Annotated in this window: 23 protein-coding genes and 1 tRNA gene; 8 read left to right on the forward strand and 16 right to left on the reverse strand. The window is 68.9% G+C overall.

Features of this window, described 5'->3' with window-relative positions:
* Nucleotides 1-22: 22 nt before the first annotated feature.
* Nucleotides 23-778: a helix-turn-helix domain-containing protein gene (locus LI336_RS05565; protein WP_438267275.1), complete on the reverse strand. Its 756-nt coding sequence runs from the start codon at nucleotides 776-778 to the stop codon at nucleotides 23-25.
* 118 nt (nucleotides 779-896) lie between these two features.
* Between LI336_RS05565 and LI336_RS05570 the strand changes: the two genes are divergently transcribed.
* On the forward strand, nucleotides 897-1,274 hold the full coding sequence (locus LI336_RS05570) for a winged helix-turn-helix domain-containing protein (RefSeq protein ID WP_227131721.1): 378 nt from the start codon (nucleotides 897-899) through the stop codon (nucleotides 1,272-1,274).
* Between the two features lie 71 nt (nucleotides 1,275-1,345).
* On the opposite strand, the gene LI336_RS05575 is transcribed toward LI336_RS05570, so the two are convergent.
* Nucleotides 1,346-2,539: a threonine synthase gene (locus tag LI336_RS05575; RefSeq protein WP_227131723.1), complete on the reverse strand. Its 1,194-nt coding sequence runs from the start codon at nucleotides 2,537-2,539 to the stop codon at nucleotides 1,346-1,348.
* Between the two features lie 134 nt (nucleotides 2,540-2,673).
* Between LI336_RS05575 and LI336_RS05580 the strand changes: the two genes are divergently transcribed.
* Nucleotides 2,674-3,939, forward strand: a complete 1,266-nt coding sequence (locus LI336_RS05580) for an NAD(P)/FAD-dependent oxidoreductase (protein ID WP_227131724.1) — start codon at nucleotides 2,674-2,676, stop codon at nucleotides 3,937-3,939.
* Between the two features lie 32 nt (nucleotides 3,940-3,971).
* Here the strand turns inward: LI336_RS05580 and LI336_RS05585 are convergent, their stop codons facing one another.
* From LI336_RS05585 to LI336_RS05595, 3 genes are all read right to left on the reverse strand, one after another.
* Nucleotides 3,972-4,730 (reverse strand): metallophosphoesterase, encoded by a 759-nt coding sequence (locus LI336_RS05585; protein ID WP_227131726.1) that lies wholly within the window; start codon nucleotides 4,728-4,730, stop codon nucleotides 3,972-3,974.
* A gap of 28 nt (nucleotides 4,731-4,758) precedes the next feature.
* The gene (gene artA / locus LI336_RS05590) at nucleotides 4,759-5,703 is read right to left on the reverse strand and encodes an archaeosortase A (protein WP_227131728.1); all 945 of its coding nucleotides are present in this window, start codon (nucleotides 5,701-5,703) and stop codon (nucleotides 4,759-4,761) included.
* Nucleotides 5,704-5,795: 92 nt separating this feature from the next.
* A complete protein-coding gene (locus tag LI336_RS05595; protein ID WP_227131730.1) occupies nucleotides 5,796-6,482 on the reverse strand; it encodes a J domain-containing protein in 687 nt (228 codons plus the stop codon).
* A gap of 180 nt (nucleotides 6,483-6,662) precedes the next feature.
* Between LI336_RS05595 and LI336_RS05600 the strand changes: the two genes are divergently transcribed.
* Nucleotides 6,663-7,082, forward strand: a complete 420-nt coding sequence (locus LI336_RS05600) for a hypothetical protein (protein WP_227131732.1) — start codon at nucleotides 6,663-6,665, stop codon at nucleotides 7,080-7,082.
* A gap of 77 nt (nucleotides 7,083-7,159) precedes the next feature.
* On the opposite strand, the gene LI336_RS05605 is transcribed toward LI336_RS05600, so the two are convergent.
* From LI336_RS05605 to LI336_RS05625, 5 genes are read right to left on the reverse strand one after another with little or no spacing between them, the layout of a single operon-like run.
* Nucleotides 7,160-7,918, reverse strand: coding sequence for a proteasome assembly chaperone family protein (locus tag LI336_RS05605; RefSeq protein WP_227131734.1), 759 nt, complete (start codon nucleotides 7,916-7,918; stop codon nucleotides 7,160-7,162).
* Nucleotides 7,919-7,923: 5 nt separating this feature from the next.
* Nucleotides 7,924-8,106: an RNA-protein complex protein Nop10 gene (locus LI336_RS05610; RefSeq protein WP_227131735.1), complete on the reverse strand. Its 183-nt coding sequence runs from the start codon at nucleotides 8,104-8,106 to the stop codon at nucleotides 7,924-7,926.
* Nucleotides 8,107-8,907: a translation initiation factor IF-2 subunit alpha gene (locus tag LI336_RS05615; protein WP_227131736.1), complete on the reverse strand. Its 801-nt coding sequence runs from the start codon at nucleotides 8,905-8,907 to the stop codon at nucleotides 8,107-8,109.
* A complete protein-coding gene (locus LI336_RS05620) occupies nucleotides 8,904-9,077 on the reverse strand; it encodes a 30S ribosomal protein S27e (RefSeq protein WP_227131738.1) in 174 nt (57 codons plus the stop codon). Before LI336_RS05620 ends, LI336_RS05615 begins: the two co-directional genes overlap by 4 nt.
* A gap of 4 nt (nucleotides 9,078-9,081) precedes the next feature.
* A complete protein-coding gene (locus LI336_RS05625; RefSeq protein ID WP_227131739.1) occupies nucleotides 9,082-9,366 on the reverse strand; it encodes a 50S ribosomal protein L44e in 285 nt (94 codons plus the stop codon).
* A 421-nt stretch (nucleotides 9,367-9,787) separates the two neighbouring features.
* On the opposite strand from LI336_RS05625, the gene LI336_RS05630 reads away from it, so the two are divergent.
* A complete protein-coding gene (locus LI336_RS05630) occupies nucleotides 9,788-10,057 on the forward strand; it encodes an HAH_0734 family protein (RefSeq protein ID WP_227131741.1) in 270 nt (89 codons plus the stop codon).
* Nucleotides 10,058-10,097: 40 nt separating this feature from the next.
* Here LI336_RS05630 and LI336_RS05635 read toward each other — a convergent pair whose 3' ends face one another.
* The gene (locus tag LI336_RS05635; protein WP_227131743.1) at nucleotides 10,098-12,974 is read right to left on the reverse strand and encodes a DUF2298 domain-containing protein; all 2,877 of its coding nucleotides are present in this window, start codon (nucleotides 12,972-12,974) and stop codon (nucleotides 10,098-10,100) included.
* A gap of 187 nt (nucleotides 12,975-13,161) precedes the next feature.
* Between LI336_RS05635 and LI336_RS05640 the strand changes: the two genes are divergently transcribed.
* From LI336_RS05640 to LI336_RS05650, 3 genes are all read left to right on the forward strand, one after another.
* Nucleotides 13,162-13,953: a glycosyltransferase gene (locus LI336_RS05640; RefSeq protein ID WP_227131745.1), complete on the forward strand. Its 792-nt coding sequence runs from the start codon at nucleotides 13,162-13,164 to the stop codon at nucleotides 13,951-13,953.
* The gene (locus LI336_RS05645; RefSeq protein ID WP_438267271.1) at nucleotides 13,950-14,495 is read left to right on the forward strand and encodes a GtrA family protein; all 546 of its coding nucleotides are present in this window, start codon (nucleotides 13,950-13,952) and stop codon (nucleotides 14,493-14,495) included. Before LI336_RS05640 ends, LI336_RS05645 begins: the two co-directional genes overlap by 4 nt.
* A gap of 61 nt (nucleotides 14,496-14,556) precedes the next feature.
* Nucleotides 14,557-14,631 (forward strand) — tRNA-Met (locus tag LI336_RS05650).
* A gap of 245 nt (nucleotides 14,632-14,876) precedes the next feature.
* Here LI336_RS05650 and LI336_RS05655 read toward each other — a convergent pair.
* The 4 genes from LI336_RS05655 to LI336_RS05670 form a co-directional block, all read right to left on the reverse strand.
* Nucleotides 14,877-15,401 carry a fasciclin domain-containing protein gene (locus tag LI336_RS05655; protein ID WP_227131746.1) on the reverse strand — a complete coding sequence of 175 codons (525 nt, stop codon included), beginning with the start codon at nucleotides 15,399-15,401 and terminating at the stop codon, nucleotides 14,877-14,879.
* Nucleotides 15,402-15,573: 172 nt separating this feature from the next.
* Entirely contained in the window at nucleotides 15,574-17,100 is a 1,527-nt protein-coding gene (locus LI336_RS05660) for an ABC transporter ATP-binding protein (protein WP_227131748.1), read from the reverse strand.
* Nucleotides 17,097-18,167, reverse strand: coding sequence for an ABC transporter ATP-binding protein (locus LI336_RS05665; RefSeq protein ID WP_227131749.1), 1,071 nt, complete (start codon nucleotides 18,165-18,167; stop codon nucleotides 17,097-17,099). The genes LI336_RS05660 and LI336_RS05665 overlap by 4 nt, the downstream gene beginning before the upstream one ends.
* Nucleotides 18,167-19,798 (reverse strand): ABC transporter permease, encoded by a 1,632-nt coding sequence (locus tag LI336_RS05670; RefSeq protein ID WP_227131750.1) that lies wholly within the window; start codon nucleotides 19,796-19,798, stop codon nucleotides 18,167-18,169. Before LI336_RS05670 ends, LI336_RS05665 begins: the two co-directional genes overlap by 1 nt.
* Nucleotides 19,799-20,055: 257 nt before the next feature.
* Between LI336_RS05670 and LI336_RS05675 the strand changes: the two genes are divergently transcribed.
* The gene (locus LI336_RS05675; protein WP_227131751.1) at nucleotides 20,056-21,075 is read left to right on the forward strand and encodes an ABC transporter permease; all 1,020 of its coding nucleotides are present in this window, start codon (nucleotides 20,056-20,058) and stop codon (nucleotides 21,073-21,075) included.
* A 5-nt stretch (nucleotides 21,076-21,080) separates the two neighbouring features.
* Here the strand turns inward: LI336_RS05675 and LI336_RS05680 are convergent, their stop codons facing one another.
* Nucleotides 21,081-21,263 (reverse strand): hypothetical protein, encoded by a 183-nt coding sequence (locus LI336_RS05680; protein ID WP_227131752.1) that lies wholly within the window; start codon nucleotides 21,261-21,263, stop codon nucleotides 21,081-21,083.
* Nucleotides 21,264-21,265: the final 2 nt, after the last annotated feature.

Genomic DNA, 21,265 nt, shown 5'->3' on the forward strand with positions numbered 1-21,265 from the left:
CCCCGGACTGTGCGCTGTACTGTCATTCGAGGATGGCGTCGAGGAGCTTGCCCTGGGCTGCGGCGAGGTGCTCGCTGAACGTCGACCGCGTGATGTCGAGTTCCGTCGCGACCTCGCCGGCGTTCGCGCCTTTCGGGTGCTGGAAGTACCCCATCCGGTGTGCGGTCTCGAGGACTTCGAGCTGGCGGTCGGTGAGGCGGCCGCGGTCGACGAACACGAGGTTGTGCGCGCCGGCGTCGCCCGTCGACCGGAGGAGGCGTTGGACGTCGAGCGACGGGAACTGCTCGCGGAGGTCGGCGACGAGGGCCTGCAGGTCGGTCATGTTGGGGACGTGGAACGTGACGTGGACGCCGTCGTCGCGGATGGCGACGTCGACGGTCGGGCAGTCGTGGGCTTCGACGACCTCGCAGGGGCAGGCGACGTCGCGCTCGCGCTCGAACCGGTAGGTCGCGTGGTCGCCGTAGTCGAACACGAGTTCCGGGGTGACGTCGCCCGTGTCTCCGGTCCTGCTGGTGTCGCCAGGGTGCTCGTCGGTCGCGTCGGTCGATTCATCTGCGTCGTCGGCGCTCTCGGCGCCCTCGTGGCCAGTCGGGTCGATGGCGCCGACGTCGATACCGACGGGGTCGGCGAGGAGGAACTCCTCGACGACGCGATCGCCGTCGGGGGAGACGGCGCGCGTGACGTCCTCGGCCGTCGTCCCGGTCTCGTCGACTACGCGCGTCGCCGGGCAGCCCGTGGGGCCGTCGACGCGTATCTCGGCGCGGATGCCGTCGCTCATGTCCGTGCCATCTCGACGCATGTCCCTAATTCCTTCCCCACCAGTATTTAAACCACCATCGTTCTATGGGTGTCAAGACGAGGGGCGTCCGTTAGTACGTTGTAGTAAGAACGACGCCATGTCCGCACAGCGCGCTCCCGAACAGATTGGTATCGAGCAGACGACCGAGGTCGACACCGACGCCCTCCTCACGGCACTCCAAGACGAGGACTGTCGCGCCATCGTCCAGGCGGTGGAGGACGAGGCGCTCTCGGCGAGCGAGCTCGCGGAGACCTGCGACCTCCCGACGTCGACGACGTACCGGAAGCTCGACACGCTCACGGACGCCGCGTTGCTCGACGAACGCCTCCGGCTGTCGTCGTCGGGCTCGCACGAACGCGAGTACGTCGCGGGGCACGTCGACCTCACCATCTCCGTCGGCTCCGGCGCGACCGTCGACGTGGAGGCGGAGGCGAACGCCGCGGACCAACTGCGCGCGCACTCGATGGCGGACTGACCACCGCCGCTCCTCGCGCGCACCACCAGCACTCCGTTTTGTACTCTCGACGCCGCTCGTGACCGAGTGACTCAGATGCCCTTGCCCATGAGGTGACTGCGGAGCACGTCCGCCTCCTTGTTCCCGGTGCCGGTGTTGACGATGACGACGGTGTCGTCCTCGTCGAACGCGTCGTCCTCGGCGAGCGCCCACGCGCCCGAGGCGGCGGCGGCGCACGTCGGCGCCATCTCGAGGCCCTCGTTCTGCGCGACCGTGATCGCGGCGTCGAGTATCTCGTCGTCGCTCGTCGCGACCGCGCGCCCGCCGGAGTCGCAGACGGCGTCGAGGACGAGGTGGCTCGCGCCCGGGTCCGGTATCTCGATGCCGCCACAGATCGTGTCCGGGACCTCCCAGGGCTCGTGTCGCTCCTTGCCCTCGTCGAACGCCTTCACGATGGGCGCGCAGCCCTCGGCCTGTGCGACGTGGAACGCGGGCTCGTCGTCGACGAGGTCGAGGTCGCGGAACTCGCGGGCGGCCTTGTGCATCCCGACGAGCCCGACGCCGCCGCCCGTGGGGTAGACGACGTGGTCGGGCGTCTCGAAGTCGAGCTGTTCCGCGACCTCGCAGTACATGGTCTTCTTGCCCTCGTGGCGGTACGGCGTCACGAACGTCTTCACGCTGTACCAGTCCTCGTGGTCCTCCATCGCGTCCGCGTACGCCTCGCCAGCGTCCGTGATACGGCCGCCGACGACGGTCATGTCGCCGCCGTGGACGTTCACCATCGCCTTGTTCGTGAACCCGGACCTGGCCGGGAGGAAGACGTGCGACTCCAGGCCGGCCCGCCCCGCGTACGCGCTCGCGGCCTGCCCAGCGTTCCCCGCCGACGCGAGCGCGACGTCGGTCGCGCCGTGCTGGACGGCCGCCGTGACGGCCGGCGACTGCCCGCGATCCTTGAACGTCCCCGTCGGGTTCCGGCCCTCGTCCTTGATGTACACCGACTCGACGCCGAGTTCGTCCGCGAGACTCGGGCACTCGACGAGCGGCGTCGCGCCCTCGTCCATCGACACCGCGGTCTCGCGCGAGAACGGGAGCAGTTCCTCGTAGCGCCACATCGAGTCGAACGGGCGTTCGCTGAGGTCCTCCCGGGTCAACTCGACGGCGTCGTAGTCGTACGCCGGGTCGAGGATGCCGTCGCACTCCGGGCAGCGATGCGTCGCGGTCTCGGCGTCGAAGCGCTCGCCGCAGTCGACGCACTCCAGGCCAACGAAGGCGTCCGTCGTATCCATACGCGAGCGTTCGGACGGCCGGGACTAATCCCTGTCCATCGCGGGCCCCGACCGACCGAGACCACGCCCCCCGCGTCGCCCTCGCCGACGTCGTTCCCCGGGTCGTTATGCCATCGACGCTCCAACGACCGGGTATGGACGACGCAGACGTGGTCGTGGTCGGGAGCGGACTGGCCGGACTGGTCGCCGCACGACGGCTCGCGGCGCGCGGCGCGGACGTCACGGTGTTCGAGCGCGAGCACGACGTCGGCGGGCGCGTTCGCTCGCGTCGCGAGGACGGCTACACGTTCGACCGTGGCTTCCAGGTCATGTTCACGGCGTACCCCGCGGTCCGTCGAGAACTGGACCTGGACGCGCTCGACCTCCGGGACTTCCGGCCGGGCGCCATCATCGCTCGCGACGGGCAGCGGTCGGTGCTCGCGGACCCGTTCGGGGACCCCGAAGCCATAGTCGAGTCCGCGCTGAACCGCGAGGTGACGCTCGGGGACAAGGTGCGGACGCTCGCACTCCGCCGGGACCTCTCCGGCGCGGACCCGGCGACGCTGCTCGCCGACGGCGACCGGACGACCCGCGAGTACCTCGAAGACCGCGGGTTCAGCGACCGGTTCCTCGAGCACTTCGCCGCACCGTTCTACGGCGGTATCACGCTCGACCGGTCGCTGTCGACGAGCTGTGGCGTGTTCGAGTACACGTTCGCGATGCTCTCGCGCGGCCGCACTGCGGTGCCCGCGAACGGGATGGGCGCTATCACCACCCAGCTCGCGGAGCGCGCCGAAGCCGCGGGCGTGGACGTCGTCCGCGACGAACCCGTCGAGGCGGTCGACGGTCGCGCGGACGGCGCGACCGTGCACGTCGACAGCGAGACGGTGCGTGCGGACGCGGTCGTCGTCGCGACCGAGCCGACCGCCGCGCACGCACTCACCAGCGTCGACGTCCCGACTGAGGGGAAATCGTGCGTGACGCTCTGGTTCGCCGCACCGAACGGCCTCGACCTCGGAACGAAGGGACGCATCCTCCTGAACGCCGCCGACGACCGCCCGAACCAGATAGTGCACCACACCGAGGTCGCGCCCGAGTACGCGCCCGACGGCGCGGACGTCCTCTCGGCGACGTTCCTCGGCGAGCAGGACGCGACCGACGAGGCGCTCGCCGACGAGGTCCGCTCGACGCTCTCGTCGTGGTATCCGGAACGGCACGTCGAGGGCCTGGAGTGCCGGCACGTCGACCGCATCCCGTTCGCGCAGTTCGCGCAACCGCCGGGATTCCAGGACGACCTGCCGGACGTCCGCGACCCCGACGGCCGCGTCTACCTCGCCGGTGACTACACGCGCTGGTCGAGCATCCAGGGCGCCCTGGAGAGCGGGCGCGTCGCCGCGGAGGCCGTCGCCGCCGACACCTGACTGGGCTGCCCGAGCGTCCGACGGTCGACTTCTCAGAGGTACGCGCGGAGCTCTCGGAGCGGCGGGAACCACAGTGCCTCGTCGGTGTCGGCGTCGTGAACGACCGGCCGTAGCGCGTTCGCGTTCGTGACGAGCGGCGACGAGAAGTCGTCGGTCCACATCCCGTTCACCTCGACGCCGGCGGCCAGTTCCGTGAAGCTCGGGAGCATCAGGACGTCGCGCCCGCGGTAGGTCCCCGGCCCGTAGAGGTACGTCGGCCGACGCTGCCCCTCGATGTCGATCGTCGGATGGTCGTGGCCGACGACGTAGAGCGAGACGTCGGTCGTGGACGCGCCCGCATCACCGGACTCGGCCGCCTCTTCGGGCGGTTCGTGCCCGTGACAGACGACGACGTCGTCGAACCGGAAGCGCGCCGGCGTGGGCCCATCCAGGACGCCGGGGAGTTGCGGGTCGTGATTCCCGGGGGTCGCGACGAGGTCCGCGCCCGCCGCGGCGACGGCCTCGAGGAGTTCGTCGAGCGTCTCCCGTGCGACCGTGGGAACGTACTCGAAGCGATGGAGGACGTCGCCCGCGAACACGACCGTCTCGGGCGCGAACGCGTCGAGGAGCGCGACGAGTCGGTCCCGGAGGTGCGCTCGCTCCCCGACCGGGAAGTCGACGTCGCTCGCGTCCGCTCGCCCGACGTGGAGGTCCGCGAGCACGAGCACGTCGCTCCGCGGGAAGAACACGGCACGGTCGCGGAACGTGACGTCGTCGCGCCCGGTCGACGCGGACGACTCGCGGCCGGTCATCGACCAGCGAACGCCGCCGTCGCGGCGATCATTCCCCGCCGTCGGCGCGCACCACCGGGTCCTCGACGTCGAGCGCGCTCTCCAGGTCGTACTCGCTCCCGGTCGCGACGAACAGCACCTCCTCCAGGACGCCGAGCATCTCCGGGAGCTCCTGGACGACGACCCACGTGATGCCGACGAGCGCGAACACCGACCCGGTCTGCGAGAGGACGCTGTGCGCGAACCAGAACGACGCGTGCGTCGCCTCCACGCCCGCCAGCGCCGCCAGGTCGACCACCGGCTCCTGCAGGAACCAGCCCTTCCCGGCCGCGATGGCGACGAACACGTTCCGGAACAGGTTCAGCACCCAGATGATGCCGATCGCGAGCGCGAACGACTTCAGTTTCCGGCGAACCGGCGCGTCGACCGCGGCGATGAGGCCCGCGAAGATCGCCATCGAGCCGATGCCCGTGCAGGCGTACACGATGTACGTCGCGAACTCACTGAACACGAACATGTTCTGGTAGCCGAACTCGGGACCGGTCGTGTACTCGGGGGTGTACCCGAGCAACTGGATGCCCCAGTACGTCTGGTCCGCGACGAGCTCGATGAGGAACTTCCGGACCGCCGGTATCGCCTGCGTCGGATAGTAGATGACGCCCATCAGGAGCACCGCTCGCGAGAGCGTGTACAGTCCCTCGCGGCCGTTCCACAGCAGATAGCCCGTGTAGAGGCACGCCGGCACGGCGACGATGGCGAGCACGCCCTCGATCGCCGACGCCTTCGTGAACAGGAAGTGCGGCGCGACGACGCCCCAGAACGCCGCGAACAACGCCCACGCACCGGCGTACGCGTACCGGGCGACGCCACGACGTCGAGCGACGTCGAGGACGGCACCGACGAGGAACGCGGCGAGAACGAGCCACCCGAGGAGGTCAGAGCCGACGGTGACACCGCCGACGCTGACGGACTCGACGGACAGCGGAATCGACATACACGAACCCAGGTCGCGTCGGCATATAGACCTGTTGCCCTCGTGTCGAGGGTGCCCACGACCGCCCCGGCGCACTGACGACCGTCGTCGACTTACCGGGCGCGCGACCGCGGCTTCGGCGTCGCGTCCCCGTCGACCTCGGCTTCGACGTCCGGGTCGGCGTGGGCCTTCGCGGTCGCGTACGCCTCGCGGACGCGCGTGAACGCGTCCTCGGTCCCACCGTGGTCCGGGTGCGCCTCCTTCACGCGGTCGCGGTACGCCGACCGGACCGCGTCCACGTCCGCCGACGGCGACAACCCGAGCGCATCGAACGCCTCCCGGACGACGGCCTCCGGGTCGGCGTCCTCGTCGTACCACTCCACGACCGGAACCTCGAACGGCAGCCGACCACCGAGATGATGCCCGTGCATCTCGTGCTCGCACAGCACCGTCGCCGTCCCCGTCGCCTGCAGTCGGAAGTACGCCTTCGCGTCGAACGTCACCGCGACGTCGCGCTCGGGCAGATAGAACGCGACCGCCTCACCGTCGAGTTCGTGGTCCTCCACGAACACCTCCTCGATGGCGTCGAGGTACTCGCGGATCTCGACGCGACGCCGACCCTCGCTCGAGACCGACGCCCCCGACCCGTGGCCGTGTGCGCGTCCGGCGTCGTCGAACAACCACTCCGCGACCGCGAACGTGCACGCTGCGACGACCGTGAACGCACCCGCGAGCGACACCCCAGCCACCACCCACGGCGGCAGGCTCGCCACCCACTCGAAGATCTCGACCCCGTACACGACTGTTCAACGGCCGCTAGGGGACGCGCGCACAAATGTGCCACGCCGACACCCATCAACTCCACGACACCCCAGGAACGACCACCAACTGGACGACCACCCGCTCACGTCAGCGTACGCGCGACGCAGTCAGCGCCACATCCCACGGTTTTTGACCCCACGCACGTCAACGAACACAACATGAAGGTCCCGAGACGCCACCTCCTCCGCACCGCCGGCGCCAGCGCACTCGCCGGCACCAGCGCCCTCGCCGGCTGCCAGACGCTCACTGAGACACAGCACCTCCTCGTCGTCGAGAACGAGACCGAGACCGCGCACACCGTCACCGTCGTCGTCCGACGCGCGACCGACGGCACCACGAGCGACCCACGAACCGAGACCACGGGCACGAGCTCGCGGTTCGTCGTCGACTTCACGTACGACGTCCCCGCCGGCGGCCGACAGGAAGGCCCCGGCGTCCTCCCGACCGACGACACCTACGAGGTCGTCGCCAGCGCGCCCGACCTCGGCACCGACCGCACCACGTACACCGACCGCGAGAGCGTCCGCGTCACGCTCACCGACGACGGCATCTCCGCAGAGACGTTCAACCCCAGCTGAATCGACGCGACGGCGACGACCATCGCTGGCGCTACCAGAACGAACTCGACAGAAGACCGGTTCGGGAACGGCCAGCCCTACCCGATGTACCGGAGGTCGTCGTCCGTGACCTGCGGTGACTGCTGTTGCTCCATCTGCTGTATCTTCTCGATGACGTCCTCCATCTCGTCCGCGCGCTCCTCCAGAGACTCGTACTCGATCTCGATCTCGAACAGCTCGACGAGCACCTCCAGGACCGCTCGCGCGCTCTTCGGGTCGACGAGATACCCCGAGGTCTCACCCATCAGGCACGCCGCGTCCATCCCGCGGCGGCCACCGAGCCCGAGCACGAGCCCGGACACGCCGACGATACCGCCAGCGGGTTCGTCCTCGCGGAACTCCACGCCGACGTCCGAAAGCGCCTCGACGCGCGCCTCGCTCGAAGCCGCACCGAGGACGTCGTACTCCTCGATGAGTTCGCCCGTCGGCACCCCACCGAGCGCGTACGCCGACTCGCACCCGAACTCCGCGGCGATGTCGAGGAACGCGTCCGCCATCCGATAGTGGCCCTCGTTGCTCTGCGCCTGATGGTCGCCCGTCAGAATCAGGAGGTCGCGACCCTCGGACTCGACCGCGTGGAACTCCGCGTGCGTCAACTCCGCGACGCCGTCGTCGCCGACGTCGACCTGCGGCGGCAGGTCGTTCGAGTACACGCGACGCACGAGCGTCGACTCCAACTCCTCCAGCAGGTGCTCGGCGGCGAGTTTCCCAACGTGCCCAACACCAGGCAGTCCTTCGAGGAACACCGGGTCGTCGAGTTCGACGTCCGCGACCACCTCGATGTCGAGTGCATCCATACGCGCTACTCGCGGGCGCGTCGCTTAAGTTTGCGTCGGTACTCGCCCCAGCGGTCCTCGGGCGAGAACGGCGCCGGCGCCGAGTTCACCGCCTCCGCGCCACACTCCGGACACGTCTCCGCGAACGTGTACACCGGTCGGTCGTGCGCGGACGTCCACGCCGAACAGACGCGGATGTCCGAATGCATCTACTCGTCGTCGGTGTGGCGCTCGCGATGATAGTCGCCCTCGCCACCGACCGCCTCGATCGCCTCGCGAGCGCGCGCCGCGCTCGCCTCCAGTTCGGATTCGGCGGTCTTGTAGTTCGGCGCCTGCACCTTGATGCGGTACTCGGGCGCGCCGACGTACGTCACCGACAGGTCGACCTCGTCGGGGACCTCGTCCTCGCCCTCGCCCGCCTGCATCGCCGCCTTCACGTCGTCCACGCCGTCCGGATTCGGCGATTCCAGGTCGACGTAGCCCGTGACGTTCACGTACGGCACGGAGACGTTCTCGCGCGCCGTCTCCACGAGCGCCGCAACCTCGTCCTCGTCGAGGTCGGTCTTCTCGAGCGCGCCCTCGCCGTGGATCGCGGCCTCCTCGAACCCGTCGTAGAGACTCCCGAACTGGCCGAGGAGTTCGTTCGCCACGCTCGCGTACTGCTCGTCGCTGACGTCCTCGCCGAACGCGAGCAGCATCCAGTTGTCCGCCTTCCGCTCGTTCTTCCAGTCCTGGATCTTGTCCGAGCGCTGGTGGTCGTTGACGTCCTTCAACGACAGGTCGATCTGCTGCGAGGACTCGTCCACGTCGAGGACCTTGCAGACGACGGTCTGACCGACGTTCACGTGGTCGCGGACGTTCTTGATCCAGCCGCTCGCGACCTCGCTGATGTGGATGAGCCCGCGCTTGTCCTCGTACTCCTCGAGGTCGACGAAGACGCCGAAGTCCTCGATCTCGTCGATCTTGCCGACGACGAGCTCGCCGTTCTCGGGCCACCCGCTGTACTTCATCGTGCCTCTACGACGCCCGTGACCTCGCCCTCGAGGTCCGCTTTGCCGCCGGTCGGGTGGGCGAGCGTGTGCCCACAGACGGCGCAAGCGACCTCGCTCGAGGCCTTCTCGAAGACGGTCTGTTCGCTCTCACAATCCGGACACGTGACGGTGATGAAACTTCCTGCCATAGATTTACTCCTGGAACTCGAGTCGGCCGGTACGCCATCCTTCGCGGAGGTGGGCCTTCCCGCAGTCGCTGCAGCGGTACTTGAGGTCGGTCTTCTTCGTCGGCTTCTCGCCGGACGGCACCTTCGAGAACTTCCCGGAGTTACCGATCGAGGAGATCGCGCGCTTACGCTGTCGACCCTGGACCTTCGTCATTCCCGTGGGGCGACCGCCACGGACCTTCTCCACTTCGTGCTCGTGGTGCTCGTTGCAGTGCGGACAGTACGTGTTGAACCGGCGTGGCATCTTCATGGATATCTACCTTGACGTGGGTTTGTTCGCGGGCGCTTAAAACCGGTACGGTTCACGGCGAGGGCTGGTCTGCACGGAATCCACGGGACGAAACGTTCTCGCCGTGGTGTGTCGGCGTCGCGGTCGCTGACGGTCCGTTCGGGTCGTCGCGACTGCTCGTGACGCGATGGTGCACCCGCATGTGGTCGTCGCCCGGCTCGATACCCTCGTCGACGCGGACCCCGTCCTTCCGCGTCGGCGTCGGGTTACTGAGACTGCCCGTGGTTGCCATCGACGCCCCCTCTCTACGTTCTCTCACACCCACAGAGGCCTTGAGTTCGTTCTCGATGTCTTGGCAGCTTAATCGAGTCCGTCGAAGAGCCGTGGGCGTGCCCCGAAGCGGTTCGACACGCTTAATGGCCGCGTATCCGAAGCGCGAGCCATGAAGCGACTCATCATCGACGGGGACCCCGGCGTTCGGAAGGACGCGACCATCGCCTACGACGACGAAGAGTCGGTCCACGTGTTCAACGTGAACCGCCAGGGCGACTGGCACGGCCCCGAGCGCGTCCAGCTCTGGTGTACCGTCGGCGCCGAGGACGAGAAGGAGACGTTCGAGACCCGCGATTACATCCCCCACCACCTGGAGGTCGACCGCGTCGAGGCCGAAGCCGTCGAAGTGCTCTCCGAGAAGAACAAACTCAACGTCTGACCGCGACTTCTCCCCGTCTCGCCACACTCCCGAGCCCTGGCTATGCGACCGCGGGGCGAACGACCGCGACGGACGCGTTCGCGCCCGCGGCCGTCTCGGACGTCGTCTCGTCGTCGGCGAGGGCGTCCTGGTCGACGACGTACACGAGGACCTCGCCCCAGCGCTGCACGCGCTCGATACCGGGGTCGGCCGCGAGAGCCGCGACGTCGTACCGCGAACGCTCGTTCGGCCCGACGTAGACGTACGCGACGTCGTACTCGCGGAGGACGGCCGCGCGTTCGCTCGCGTCGTCGGTCTCGTAGAGCGTCTCGACGGCGGCGAGGCGCGCGTCCCATTCCGCTTGCGTGTGGTAGTTCGCGGCGTGCGCCCAGCCCGCGATGGTCGGGAGTCCGGTGTGGCTGGAGACGCCGCTGACGAGCCCGGAGGCGGGATCGTTCCACCCGTAGAGGTACTTGCCGGTCGTCGGCGCCTCCACGACCACGGGTCGACCGTCGCGGCCGTTCAGCCACTCGATGGCGGCGGCCTGGTCCGGATAGCACTCCTCGCTCCAGTCCTTCGCGTCGAGCGTCCACTCGCCAGCGCCGGTCTCGCCGCTCCGCGAGCACACCCAGTGCTGGCTCGGGTTCGCCTCGAAGTGCCCGACGAGCGCGAACCCGCCGTACAGCGACAGCGAGACGAGCAGGAAGACCGCACCGACCGTCGACCCGACGCGCAGCACGCGCCCCCAGTCCACGCCAGCGCCAGCACGGCCACCGTCCGTGCTCGGGTCAGCGTCAGGAGTGCCACCGTCCGCGCTCGCCGAGCGCGCACTTGCCGTCCGTGCACGCGCGAGCGTCGGCCGGACGAGCCAGCGCGGCCACGCTCGCGACGCGACGTCGGCGAGCATCACGCCCCCGGCGACGCCCCACATCACCCACACCTGCCAGTAGAGCTTGAACACGGTGTTCAGGCGACCGGGGCCGGCGCGCTCGGCGACGTACACGAACTCGACGAGGGTCACGAGCCCCGTCGCGCCGAGCACGAGCACGACCTCGAACCCGACGTCCCGACGGAGCCGGAGGAGCACCATCCCGGCGAGGAGGACGGGAACGACGGCGACGAGCACGGTCGCTTCGAGCACCCACGCGACGCCGCCGAGGGTCGCGAGCGCGACGGCGAGACCGACGGCGGCGCGTCGTTCCGGGCGGTCGTCGTCGAGCACGGCCGCTGCGAGCGCGAACAGTGCCGCACCGCCCGCGGCGACGAACGCGACCGTCGACCCGTGGTACGCCGCGAACGCGACGAGCGCGAGCACGCCGAGCGCGACGAACGCGCGGTCCCGGAGCGACGTCTCGAGCGCGAACGCGCCGAGAACGCCGGCGGTGGCGACGACGACGAGGTTCGCGCCCACCCAGCCGACGACGAGGTTCGCGACCGCGAGCACCGCGAGCACCGCGACGAGCAGTCCCGTCTCGAGCGCGTCGCGGTCGATGCGCGACCGGTCGAGGAAGTACGCGACCGTCACGAGGAGGAACGCGCCGTGCACGAGCACGAGGCCGACGAGCGACGACCGGTCCGGGAGGAGCGCGGGGTACTGCCCGCTCGTCGCGCCCGAGAAGAACGGGAGCGCGAACGCGACCGAGAGCGCGCCGACGACGCCCGCCAGCACTGCGGCGACCACCACGCGGGACACCTCTTCGTGCACGCGGGACGCGTCCGCGACCGCTCGCACGCGCTCGCTCACCGGCGCCGGGAGCACGGACGCCGGATGGACCGCCGCGAACGCCGTGGTGAGCGCGACGATGCCCGCGACCGACGGGAAACTCCACGTGTTCACGACCGCGAGCAACCCGCCGAGTACGGGGGCGGCCGCGAACAGGTACGCGCGCTTCCGCCAGACCGCTTCGGCTGGCGCCTGCCAGTACGCGAACGCGAACGCCGCCGCCACGAGCAGGAGCGGCGGACTCATCATGTGCGCGTGCAGGTCGCCGTTCAGGTACGCGAACAGCGGGAACTCGTTTATCGTCCACGGGATGACGCGGCTCGCCGCCCAGTACCCGAACGCGTCCGCGGACACCGCCAGCCCGGAGAACTGGTAGCCCAGGACCTCGACGAATCGGTCGCCGCCCTCGGCCGCGACCACCTGCACGGTGTCGTTCGGGACGACGAGGAAGAGCACGCGCAGCGGCGCCAGCAGGACGTCGATGGGACCGTCGAACGTGATCGGCTGCTGGAGATGCTGGACGAGGAGGATGAGGCCGCGCGCGGGCGTCGACAGGTTGCTCGCGACGCCGACGAGGAACGCGCCGAGCGCGCCGGCGCGCCGCGGCGAGATGCCTCGCGCCATCGCCATCGAGCGAGCGAGACCGTACGCCGCGGCGACCGTGAGCCCGTAGTACGCCGCCAGCGCGAGGTTGTACGCGTACGCGGGTGCCGTTCCGGTGAGTCGCCCGAGCTGTGCGGCGATCATGTGCCCGCCGTAGTAGTACTGGAGGCGGTCGCCCGCGAACCACATGTCCTCGGGCGGGAGCGCCGGCGCGCGATACAGCGTCGCGAGCAACCCGAGGTCGAGCATCTTCTCGCCCGCGTACGGGTCCGCGGCCGCGTCCGCCGCGCGGATGGCGACGACGAGCGCGAACCCGACGACGAACACGACGAACGCCTCCACGGCCGGCCCGCGGTCGGGAGCGTGCCCGCGGGAGAGCGCGTACACCGAGCCGGCGAGGACGACGACGAGCGCGAGGACGATACCGGGCCACCCGAACGCGACCTGGCCGACCCAGTAGCTCGCGACGCCGAGGACGGCGATCGCGACCGGGAGACCGAGTCCACTCCCGCGGTCCGGGAGCGGCGAGAGGAGCAGCGTCGCGAACGGCGTGGCGGCGGCGGCGAGGGCGGCGAAGACCACCAGCCAGACGAGGACCAGCGTGTACTCCATCTATCACCACGTAGGCGAGCGCGGTGGCTAAACGCTTTCTGCTCGCGATACCGACCGCGCCCCGTTTCTGCTCCGGTATCGACCGCAGGCCGAGCACTCGCCGGCTCGCACTTCAGGCGTCCGTCGTCGACCCGAGTCTGTCGCGAAGCGAACGATTTTACACCACGCGGGGCCCGACGTAGGGTAGATGTCGCAGTCCCTCGGCGTCGTCCTGCCCGCGTACGACCCCGCGGTCGACACCCTCGCCGCGTACGTCGACGCCCTCCACGACGCGCTCGCACCCGAGGTCGTCCGCATCGAGCTGGACGCGCCCGACGAGGCGACGCGCACCGCGCTCGAATCCGTGGACGCGACCGTGCACGCGGTGGACGCACGACGCGGGAAAGGCGCCGCCATCACCGCCGGGTTCGAGGCGCTCGTCGACGACGTGGACGTGCTCGCGTTCGCGGACGCGGACGGCGCGACGCCAGCGCACTCCATCGCGGACGTCGTCGACGCCGTCGGCGACGACGGCGTCACGCTCGCCGTCGGGTCACGTCGCCACCCCGACGCCGACGTCCGGAGCCACCAGACGTTCGCGCGCCGGTACCTCGGCGACGGGTTCGCGTTCCTCGCCCGCTCGCTCCTCGGCATCGACCTCTACGACTTCCAGTGCGGCGCGAAAGCCATCACGACCGACGGGTGGCGCGACGTGCGCGCACACCTCTACGAGCCGGGGTTCGCGTGGGACGTCGAGTTGCTCGCGGTCGCGGCCGCGCACTCGCTCCCGATCCGCGAGGTACCCGTGACGTGGGAGGACCAGCCCGAGTCGACGGTGTCGCCGGTGTCGACCGCGTACGAGCTCGGCCGCTGCCTGCTCAGGAGCCGACACCGCATGAAGGAACTCGGCGGCAGTAGCGTGCACGAAGCGATAGCCGACCGCCGCACCGGCCGGAGTGCGCTCGTCGACCGACGCCACGGCGACGTCGAAGAACAGTGACGGGCGACGACGAGGACGGCACGACCGGACGCGAGGACGCCCGCTCCGGGACGCCCACCCGAGCGTCGAACGTCGACCGCGGCGACGGCGCGACGTCCGTCCTCGACAGACTTCGAGCGCTCGTATCAGGGACTCGATTCGGGCAGTTCGCGTCCGTGGGCGTCGTCGGCGCCGCCTTCGACGTGACGACCGCGACCGTCCTCCAGTCGCTCGGCGTGTTCCCGGAGCTCGCGGTCTTCGTCGGCATCGAGGTCGCCGTCGTCGTCATGTTCCTCCTGAACGACAACTGGACGTTCTCCACCGAAGGACGACGCGGCATCCGCGCCACACTCCGCCGGCTCGCCCGCTCGAACCTCGTTCGCGCCGGCGGCATCGCCGTCCAACTGGCGACGTTCCGCCTGCTCTACCGCGTGTTCTTCGTCGACGTGGACGTTCTCGGCATCGACGGCTGGTTCGTCACCGCGAAGGTCGCTGGCATCGGCGCTGGCCTCCTCGTGAACTACGTCGCCGAGAGCCTCTTCACCTGGCGCGTCCACGAGTGACTAATTGCCATACGGCGTTGCAATCACAACCCTTAACTAGCGGAGCGCGGTACGTGGTGGTAGCGGGATGGGATAGCCAGGAGATTCCGGCGGGCTCATAACCCGCAGATCGGTAGTTCAAATCTACCTCCCGCTACTTTCTGACGCGAATCACGCGAGAATCTGAGCGACGAGTACGGTGAGCGTCGAACGTGGTGACGGGGTGATCTGAACCAGGGAGCACGTAGCCGAGCGACGCGAGGCTCGTACGACCGTGGTTCAGACCCACCTCCCGATCTCGTACGACGGTCGTTCTCTGACTGTTACTTCGTTCGGAGCGGTTGCTCCGGTGGTGTCGTGGACGAGAGGGGAGAGGTCGTCAGTCGTTCAGGCTGGTCCGTTCTAGGGGAGGAGGACGCCGTCGATGACGTGGACGACGCCGTTGCTGGCTTCGATGTCGGTTGCGGTGATGTTTGCTTGGCCGTCGTTGAGGCTGGTGCCGTCGGTGGTGACCTTGCCGCCGGCCAGCATCGTGACGGGTGCTGGGTTGACGATGGAGGGCGCGTACCGGCGGCCCTTGGTGACGTGGTACTTGAGGATGGTCGCGAGGTCGTCGCGCGCCAGTAGTTCTTCGGGGGTGGCGTCGAGCGCTTCGAGGAGGGCGTCGAACGCGGCGTTGGTCGGTGCGAAGACGGTGTACTGGCCGTCTTCGCTGTCGAGGACGTCGTCGAGCCCCGTCTCTTGGAGTGCTGCGACGAGGGTGCTGAAGCTGGGGTTCCCCGCGGCGATGTCGGTGATGGTCTGCTCGGCGCTGGCGCCCTGGCGCTTGCCCTTGCCGGGGCGTGCAGCGGCGGTTCCGACGCCGGTGGCGAGGAGGGTTCCGGTTGCGAGCGTCTTGAGGACCGTTCGGCGGTCGATGGGTGTCATTGTGATACCTCGACGTGTTGTATGACTGGCGTGGTCGTAGCCGCGATACCGAACCCGTTCAGTACGCGGATGCCGACGGATACTGACGTGATTGGGACGCACGCGCGTCGTCGCTCGGTTACGTGCGTGGGCCGTGTGGGCCAGTTGGACCAGGGGTCGTGACTCACTGACGTCAGTCGCCGGACGTTTCGTTCGCGATGGTGGCGCGGTCGTCGGCGACCTCGTGGTCGTCGAGGAGGTGGCAAGCGGCGTCGTGGTCGTCGTCGACGGCGCGCGCCTCCGGGGCGTCCTGCTCGCAGGGCGTCGTGAAGGCGTCTCCGAGGACGGACGCGGCACCGTCGGCGTTCCCGTTCGCGAGGTACTCGATGGCTTCGGCGAGCACGGCCGCCGCGTCGTCGTCCCCGAGTGCGTCCGGGAGGTCGTACTCCGCGCGGACGGCGTCGTCGACGGCGTCCGACGGGAGGTGGGTCGCGTCGTCGACGTCGGCGTGCGTGCGAGCGAGGTCCATCGCAGCGTCGCCGTCGAGCTCCCCGTCCTCGACGTCGTGGCGGAGGTCGAGGACGCGCCGCCACACCGACTGCTCGAGGTCGTACGCGGCCGGCTGGATGACCTTCGGGCAGCGCGTGTGGAACCGGCACCCACTCGGGGGGTTCTCCGGGCTCGGGACGTCGCCCGTGAGCTCCACGCCGAGGCCGCGCTGGCGCGGGTCCGGGTTCGGGATCGAGGACAACAGCGCCTGCGTGTACGGATGCTGCGGGTCCGCGAACAGCTCGTCGGTCGGCGCGACCTCGACGATCTCGCCGAGGTACATCACGGCGACGCGGTCGCAGACCTCCTTGACCACGCCGAGGTCGTGACTGATGAACAGCATCGACAGCCCGAAGCGCTCCTGGAGGTCGTTGATGAGGCTGAGTATCTCCGCCTGGATGGAGACGTCGAGCGCACTCACTGGTTCGTCCGCGACGACGAGTTCGGGGTTGACGACGAGGGCGCGAGCGAGCGCGATGCGTTGCTTCTGGCCGCCCGAGAACTCGTGGGGATACCGGTCGGCGTCCGCGGCCTCCAGGCCGACGCGTTCGAGGAGGTCCGAGACGATCTCCTCCTGCCGCTCGGGGTCGGTGAGGCCGTGGATCTCCAGGGGTTCGGCGACGCTCTCGCCGACGGTCATCCGCGGGTCGAAGCTGCTCGTCGGGTCCTGGAACACCATCTGGGCCTGCCGGCGGAAGCGCTTCAGTTGCGCGTCCGAGAACCCCGCGACGTCCCGCGGGTCGCGCTCCGGGTCGTCCTCCCGACGCACGCTGTCACGAACCCAGTCCAGGAGCGACCGCGAGTCGTCGTCCGCCGGGAGCTTGCCGTGGTACCGTATCTCGCCGGCGGTCGGTTCCTCCAGTCGGAGGAGCGACGTCGCCGCCGTGGACTTCCCGCACCCGGACTCGCCGACGAGCCCGAGCGTCTCCCCTCGATGCAACGTGAAGTCGACGCCGTCGACGGCCCTCACCGTCCCGACCTGTCGACGCAGCAGCCCCTTCGTGATGGGGTAGTGCTTCTTGAGGCCGTCGACGGTGACGAGCGCCTCGCCGTCAGCGCCACGGTCGGCCGGCCGAGACACGGCGTCGGCACGCCGCTCGGCTCGCTGGGAACCGTCCGCTGCTGTCGCGTCGGAACCGTCGGCGTCGTCGTGTGGGTGTTCTGTCGTCATTGGGGGTCACCTCCGTCGGTCCGCGCCGCGTCGTCGTCGGCGTCGTCCGTCGCGACCGCGACGCCCGCGTTCTGCACGACGCTCGCGTCGTAGCCGGCCTGGTAGTACACGCAGGACGCGACGTGGTCGTCGGCGCCTTCGACGTGCACCGCCGGTGGCTGGTCGCCCTCGCGACAGGCGTCGACCGCGTGCGGGCATCGTGGCGCGAACCGACAGCCGTCCGGCGGGTCGGTCGGGTCCGGGAGCGTCCCACCGATGCCCTCCGCGGCGTTCCGACGGCCTGGGAGGCACTCCAGGAGCGCCTTCGTGTACGGATGCGACGGGTTCTCGAACACGTCGAAGACGCTCCCTTGCTCCATGACCTTCCCCGCGTACATCACGACGACGCGGTCGGCGACCTCCGCGACGACGCCGAGGTCGTGCGTGATGAGGAGGATGCCCATCCCGAACTCCTCCTGGATGTCGCGGAGGAGCCTGAGTATCTGCGCCTGGATGGTGACGTCGAGCGCGGTCGTCGGCTCGTCCGCGATGAGGAGGTCGGGTTCGCCCGCGATGGCGATCGCGATGACGACGCGCTGGGTCTGCCCGCCGGAGAACTCGTGGGGGTAGTCGTCGAACCGCTCCGCTGCCTTCGGGATGCCGACGCGGTCGAGCAGGTCCACCGCTATCTCGCGAGCCTCGGCCTTCGAGACGTCACGATGGAGTCGCACGGCTTCCGCGACCTGCCGCCCGACCGTGTAGACGGGATTGAGCGTGCTCTGTGGGTTCTGGAAGACGTGCCCGATGCTACCGCCGCGGAGCTTCCGGAGTTGCTTCTCGGGGATCGTCAGCAGGTCCTCGCCTTCGAAGTCGACGCTCTCGGCGTCGATCTCGCCCGGTGGCTGGGGGACGAGGCGCGTGATGGCTTCGCTCGTCACGGTCTTCCCGCTCCCGGACTCGCCGACGATGCAGACCGTCTCGCCGCGGTCGACGTCGAACGACACGTCGCTCGCGGCGTGGACGGTCCCGGCTTCTGTGTGGAATCGAACGCTCAGGTCTCTTACGGAGAGGAGTGAATCATCTTGCATCAGGCATCACCTCGAGGGTCGAGGACGTCGCGGAGGGCGTCGCCGAGCAGACTGAACGCGAGCACGACGAGCGCGAGTGCGAGCGTCAGTTCGCTCGACACCCACCACGCGTTCGGGAAGTTGTTCAGGCCGTTCGCGATGCTCTCGCCGAGCGAGATGACCATGATGTCGTTCAGACTCAGGTACGCGATCGCGGCTTCGGCGAGGATGAGCAGCGGGATGCGGCGCGTGACGCTCGTCAGGACGGTGTTCGAGACGTTCGGGAGGATGTGCTTGCGCATGATGCGGCGGTCGTCCGCGCCCGCGGAGCGCGCGGCGGTGACGAACTCGGCTTCGCGACGCTGGACGACCTCCGACCGAACCAGGCGGGCCGCACCACCCCACGAGAGGAGGCCGAACACGAGGATGAGCAGGAAGAGGCTCCGGCCGAAGACGTAACTCAGGACGATGTACGCGACGAACGCGGGGATCGTCTGCTGGATGTCGATGTAGCCCGTGATGGTGTCGTCGACGAGTCCGCCGGTGTACCCGGCGAACGTCCCGACGAGCGTCGCGATGGGGAGCATGATCATCGACGTGATGAGCGCGACCTCCAGGCTCACACGGAACCCGACGAACAGGAGCGCAAGTAGGCTCTTCCCGACGTAGTTCGTCCCGAGCGGGTTCTCCCACGACCCGAGACAGCCCGACTCGACCATCGTGCCGGCGCAGTGCGACGACTCGGCGACGCCGATGGTCGGGCCGAACTCGAGGAATTCGTACATCGCGAACCGGACCGCGAACAGCGTCGCCAGGCCGACGGCGACGACGGTCGCGGCGAGACCGAGGGGCTCGCGGACGCGCTCGACGCGATTGTAGAGCGCGAGCACGATACCGAACGCGATGGCGAGCGCGAGCAGGAGCGTGAACAGGTCGGTGGTCCCGAACGGCGTCGAGACGGGCGCGGGCGGCTGGTGTACGTACGTCTCGTAGCTCCCCTCGACCTCCTTGAACGTCGTCGGCATCCCGACGACCGCGTTCCCGAACGCGCCGCCGAGCACGAAGAACGCGACGTACGCGAGCGCGACGGCGCCCGTCGGGTGGTCCTTCAGTCGTCGAAGGTACAGTCGCGTCCGGTCGAGGTCGTCGAACAGTCGGCCGAGCACGAAGCACGCGAACACGAGCAGCGAGAACACGAACACCCACTCGACGCCGTAGACGTCCCAGTAGAGGTACCCGTAGTAGGGGATCTCGACGCTGTCGAACGTCGGCGTCGGCGCGAGATAGTAGTAGTCATACGCGAACGCGACCGCGAGCACCGTCGACAGCACCGCGAAGACCTTCGTCCGGATCGCGACGCGACGCCAGTTCTCCACGACCGGGAGTGCGAACGCGAACACGAAACACGCCGCGAGGACGAGGTACGCGAAGTCCAGCGCCGTCGGTTCGATCCATCGGACCGTGCCCGCGAGGACGTCCACGGTCGGGACGCGTCCGGAATCGACGACGTTCGTGTACGCGAACACGCCGAGGATCGCAGCGAGGACCGTCGCGAACGCGCCCCGCCGAACGCTGACGTCGTCGGGCTCCTCGACGCGCTCCCAGTCCACGCGCTCGAACGCGGCGAGTTCACGACGGTCACCTGTCGCCATCGACGCTCACCTCATCGCAGGACGTGGCCGAACGTTGCAGCATCGAGCCAACGATTCACCCCCACATCTAAAAAGATGGCATAGTGTCAAACGCCGGCTTTAGTATCGATTCCGCCCTCGTCTTGCGGTTTTCGGGGATTCGGCCGAGATACGCACCCGGTTTTAATATCGAGCCTCGGAGAGTGTGGTTCGATGACCGACACTCGCTGCCGTCGCCGGCGAGCCCGACAGCACGGCCTCGTCGCGGAGGGCGAACCGTGAGCTTCCAGCTGAAGGTGGCGCGACGCGCCGCGTTCGCCGTCCTGTCGATGTTCCTCATCGTCACCGTCGCGTTCGCGTTCGTCACGCTCACCGAGGACCCGAACGTCGGCGCCGTCGCGTACGAGGCGTCGAGCACCGGCGGCAACCCGGAGGAAGCCGTGCAGGCGTACCGCGAAGCCAGGAACCTGAACGACCCGTTCCTCGAACGGTACACGAAGTGGATGGTGAACGTCGCGACGCTCGACTGGGGGCTCTCCTACAGCACCGGCCAGTCGGTGCTCGGCGTGCTCGGGAGCAGCCTCCCGTTCACGCTCCTCTACCTCGTCCCGTCGATGCTCCTGTCGCTCGGCATCGGCGTCACCGTCGGCCTCTACTCGGCGCTCAACCAGCACTCCCTGAGCGACAAGCTCGCGACCGCGACCGCGTACTTCAGTCTCGGCACGCCGAACTTCTGGCTCGCCCAGGTCATGTTCGTCGTCGCCATCACGCAGATGAACTGGGTCCCGTACCTCTACATCGCGCCCGGCTACGAGATGTGGGGCGGCACCCTCTCGTTGCCGTTGCTCCCGAACGTCCCGCTGCTGAAGGGCGACCTCGTGAAGTACTACTCGCTGCCCGTCATCACGCTCACGACCGTGCTGCTCGCCGGCCAGCTCCGGTACGCGCGCGCCGAGAGCCTCGAGTACGTCGACGCCGACTTCGTGAAGATCGCGAAAGCGAAGGGCGCCGGGCCGATCCGCGTCGCCGTCCACATCCTCCGAAACGCCGCCATCCCCCTCGTCGCGTTGTTCTTCACGGACATGCTCAGCGTCCTCGTCCTGAACATCTTCGTCATCGAGTTCGCGTTCACCATCCCCGGGTTCGCGCAGGTGAGCATGAACGCCATCACCGCCCGCGACCTCCCGCTCATCCTCGGGATGACGATGGTCATCGCGCTCGTCGGCGTGTTCGGGAACTTCCTCCAGGACATGGCCTACACCGTCCTCGACCCGCGCGTCGACAGCGACGCCGAGTAGGGATTCTACGCGGTCGCGTCTTCCACTCGGAGGACTTCCGCCCACAGGTACGCCACGCCGAGCGTCGCGTAGACGCCGCCGAGGACGGCCGGTACGACCTGGGCCTGGAGCGCGTACGCGACCGCTTGCAGGACGCCAAGCGCCACCATCGCGACGCCGATAGCGGTCTTCGTCCGAGTCGAAGCCATGA

The sequence above is a fragment of the Halorubellus salinus genome, from assembly GCF_020567525.1.
Lineage (GTDB): Archaea > Halobacteriota > Halobacteria > Halobacteriales > Natrialbaceae > Halorubellus > Halorubellus salinus.

Bases quoted from the DNA above. Each gene is read 5' to 3' on its own strand.
- LI336_RS05630 (WP_227131741.1), top strand. From the start codon at position 9,788: ATGAAGCGACTCATCATCGACGGGGACCCCGGCGTTCGGAAGGACGCG.
- LI336_RS05640 (WP_227131745.1), top strand. From the start codon at position 13,162: ATGTCGCAGTCCCTCGGCGTCGTCCTGCCCGCGTACGACCCCGCGGTC.
- LI336_RS05670 (WP_227131750.1), bottom strand. From the start codon at position 19,798: ATGGCGACAGGTGACCGTCGTGAACTCGCCGCGTTCGAGCGCGTGGAC.
- LI336_RS05665 (WP_227131749.1), bottom strand. From the start codon at position 18,167: ATGCAAGATGATTCACTCCTCTCCGTAAGAGACCTGAGCGTTCGATTC.
- LI336_RS05565 (WP_438267275.1), bottom strand. From the start codon at position 778: ATGAGCGACGGCATCCGCGCCGAGATACGCGTCGACGGCCCCACGGGC.
- LI336_RS05575 (WP_227131723.1), bottom strand. From the start codon at position 2,539: ATGGATACGACGGACGCCTTCGTTGGCCTGGAGTGCGTCGACTGCGGC.
- LI336_RS05660 (WP_227131748.1), bottom strand. From the start codon at position 17,100: ATGACGACAGAACACCCACACGACGACGCCGACGGTTCCGACGCGACA.
- LI336_RS05625 (WP_227131739.1), bottom strand. From the start codon at position 9,366: ATGAAGATGCCACGCCGGTTCAACACGTACTGTCCGCACTGCAACGAG.
- LI336_RS05680 (WP_227131752.1), bottom strand. From the start codon at position 21,263: ATGGCTTCGACTCGGACGAAGACCGCTATCGGCGTCGCGATGGTGGCG.
- LI336_RS05610 (WP_227131735.1), bottom strand. From the start codon at position 8,106: ATGCATTCGGACATCCGCGTCTGTTCGGCGTGGACGTCCGCGCACGAC.
- LI336_RS05655 (WP_227131746.1), bottom strand. From the start codon at position 15,401: ATGACACCCATCGACCGCCGAACGGTCCTCAAGACGCTCGCAACCGGA.
- artA (WP_227131728.1), bottom strand. From the start codon at position 5,703: ATGTCGATTCCGCTGTCCGTCGAGTCCGTCAGCGTCGGCGGTGTCACC.
- LI336_RS05570 (WP_227131721.1), top strand. From the start codon at position 897: ATGTCCGCACAGCGCGCTCCCGAACAGATTGGTATCGAGCAGACGACC.
- LI336_RS05585 (WP_227131726.1), bottom strand. From the start codon at position 4,730: ATGACCGGCCGCGAGTCGTCCGCGTCGACCGGGCGCGACGACGTCACG.
- LI336_RS05620 (WP_227131738.1), bottom strand. From the start codon at position 9,077: ATGGCAGGAAGTTTCATCACCGTCACGTGTCCGGATTGTGAGAGCGAA.
- LI336_RS05635 (WP_227131743.1), bottom strand. From the start codon at position 12,974: ATGGAGTACACGCTGGTCCTCGTCTGGCTGGTGGTCTTCGCCGCCCTC.
- LI336_RS05615 (WP_227131736.1), bottom strand. From the start codon at position 8,907: ATGAAGTACAGCGGGTGGCCCGAGAACGGCGAGCTCGTCGTCGGCAAG.
- LI336_RS05600 (WP_227131732.1), top strand. From the start codon at position 6,663: ATGAAGGTCCCGAGACGCCACCTCCTCCGCACCGCCGGCGCCAGCGCA.
- LI336_RS05605 (WP_227131734.1), bottom strand. From the start codon at position 7,918: ATGGATGCACTCGACATCGAGGTGGTCGCGGACGTCGAACTCGACGAC.
- LI336_RS05580 (WP_227131724.1), top strand. From the start codon at position 2,674: ATGGACGACGCAGACGTGGTCGTGGTCGGGAGCGGACTGGCCGGACTG.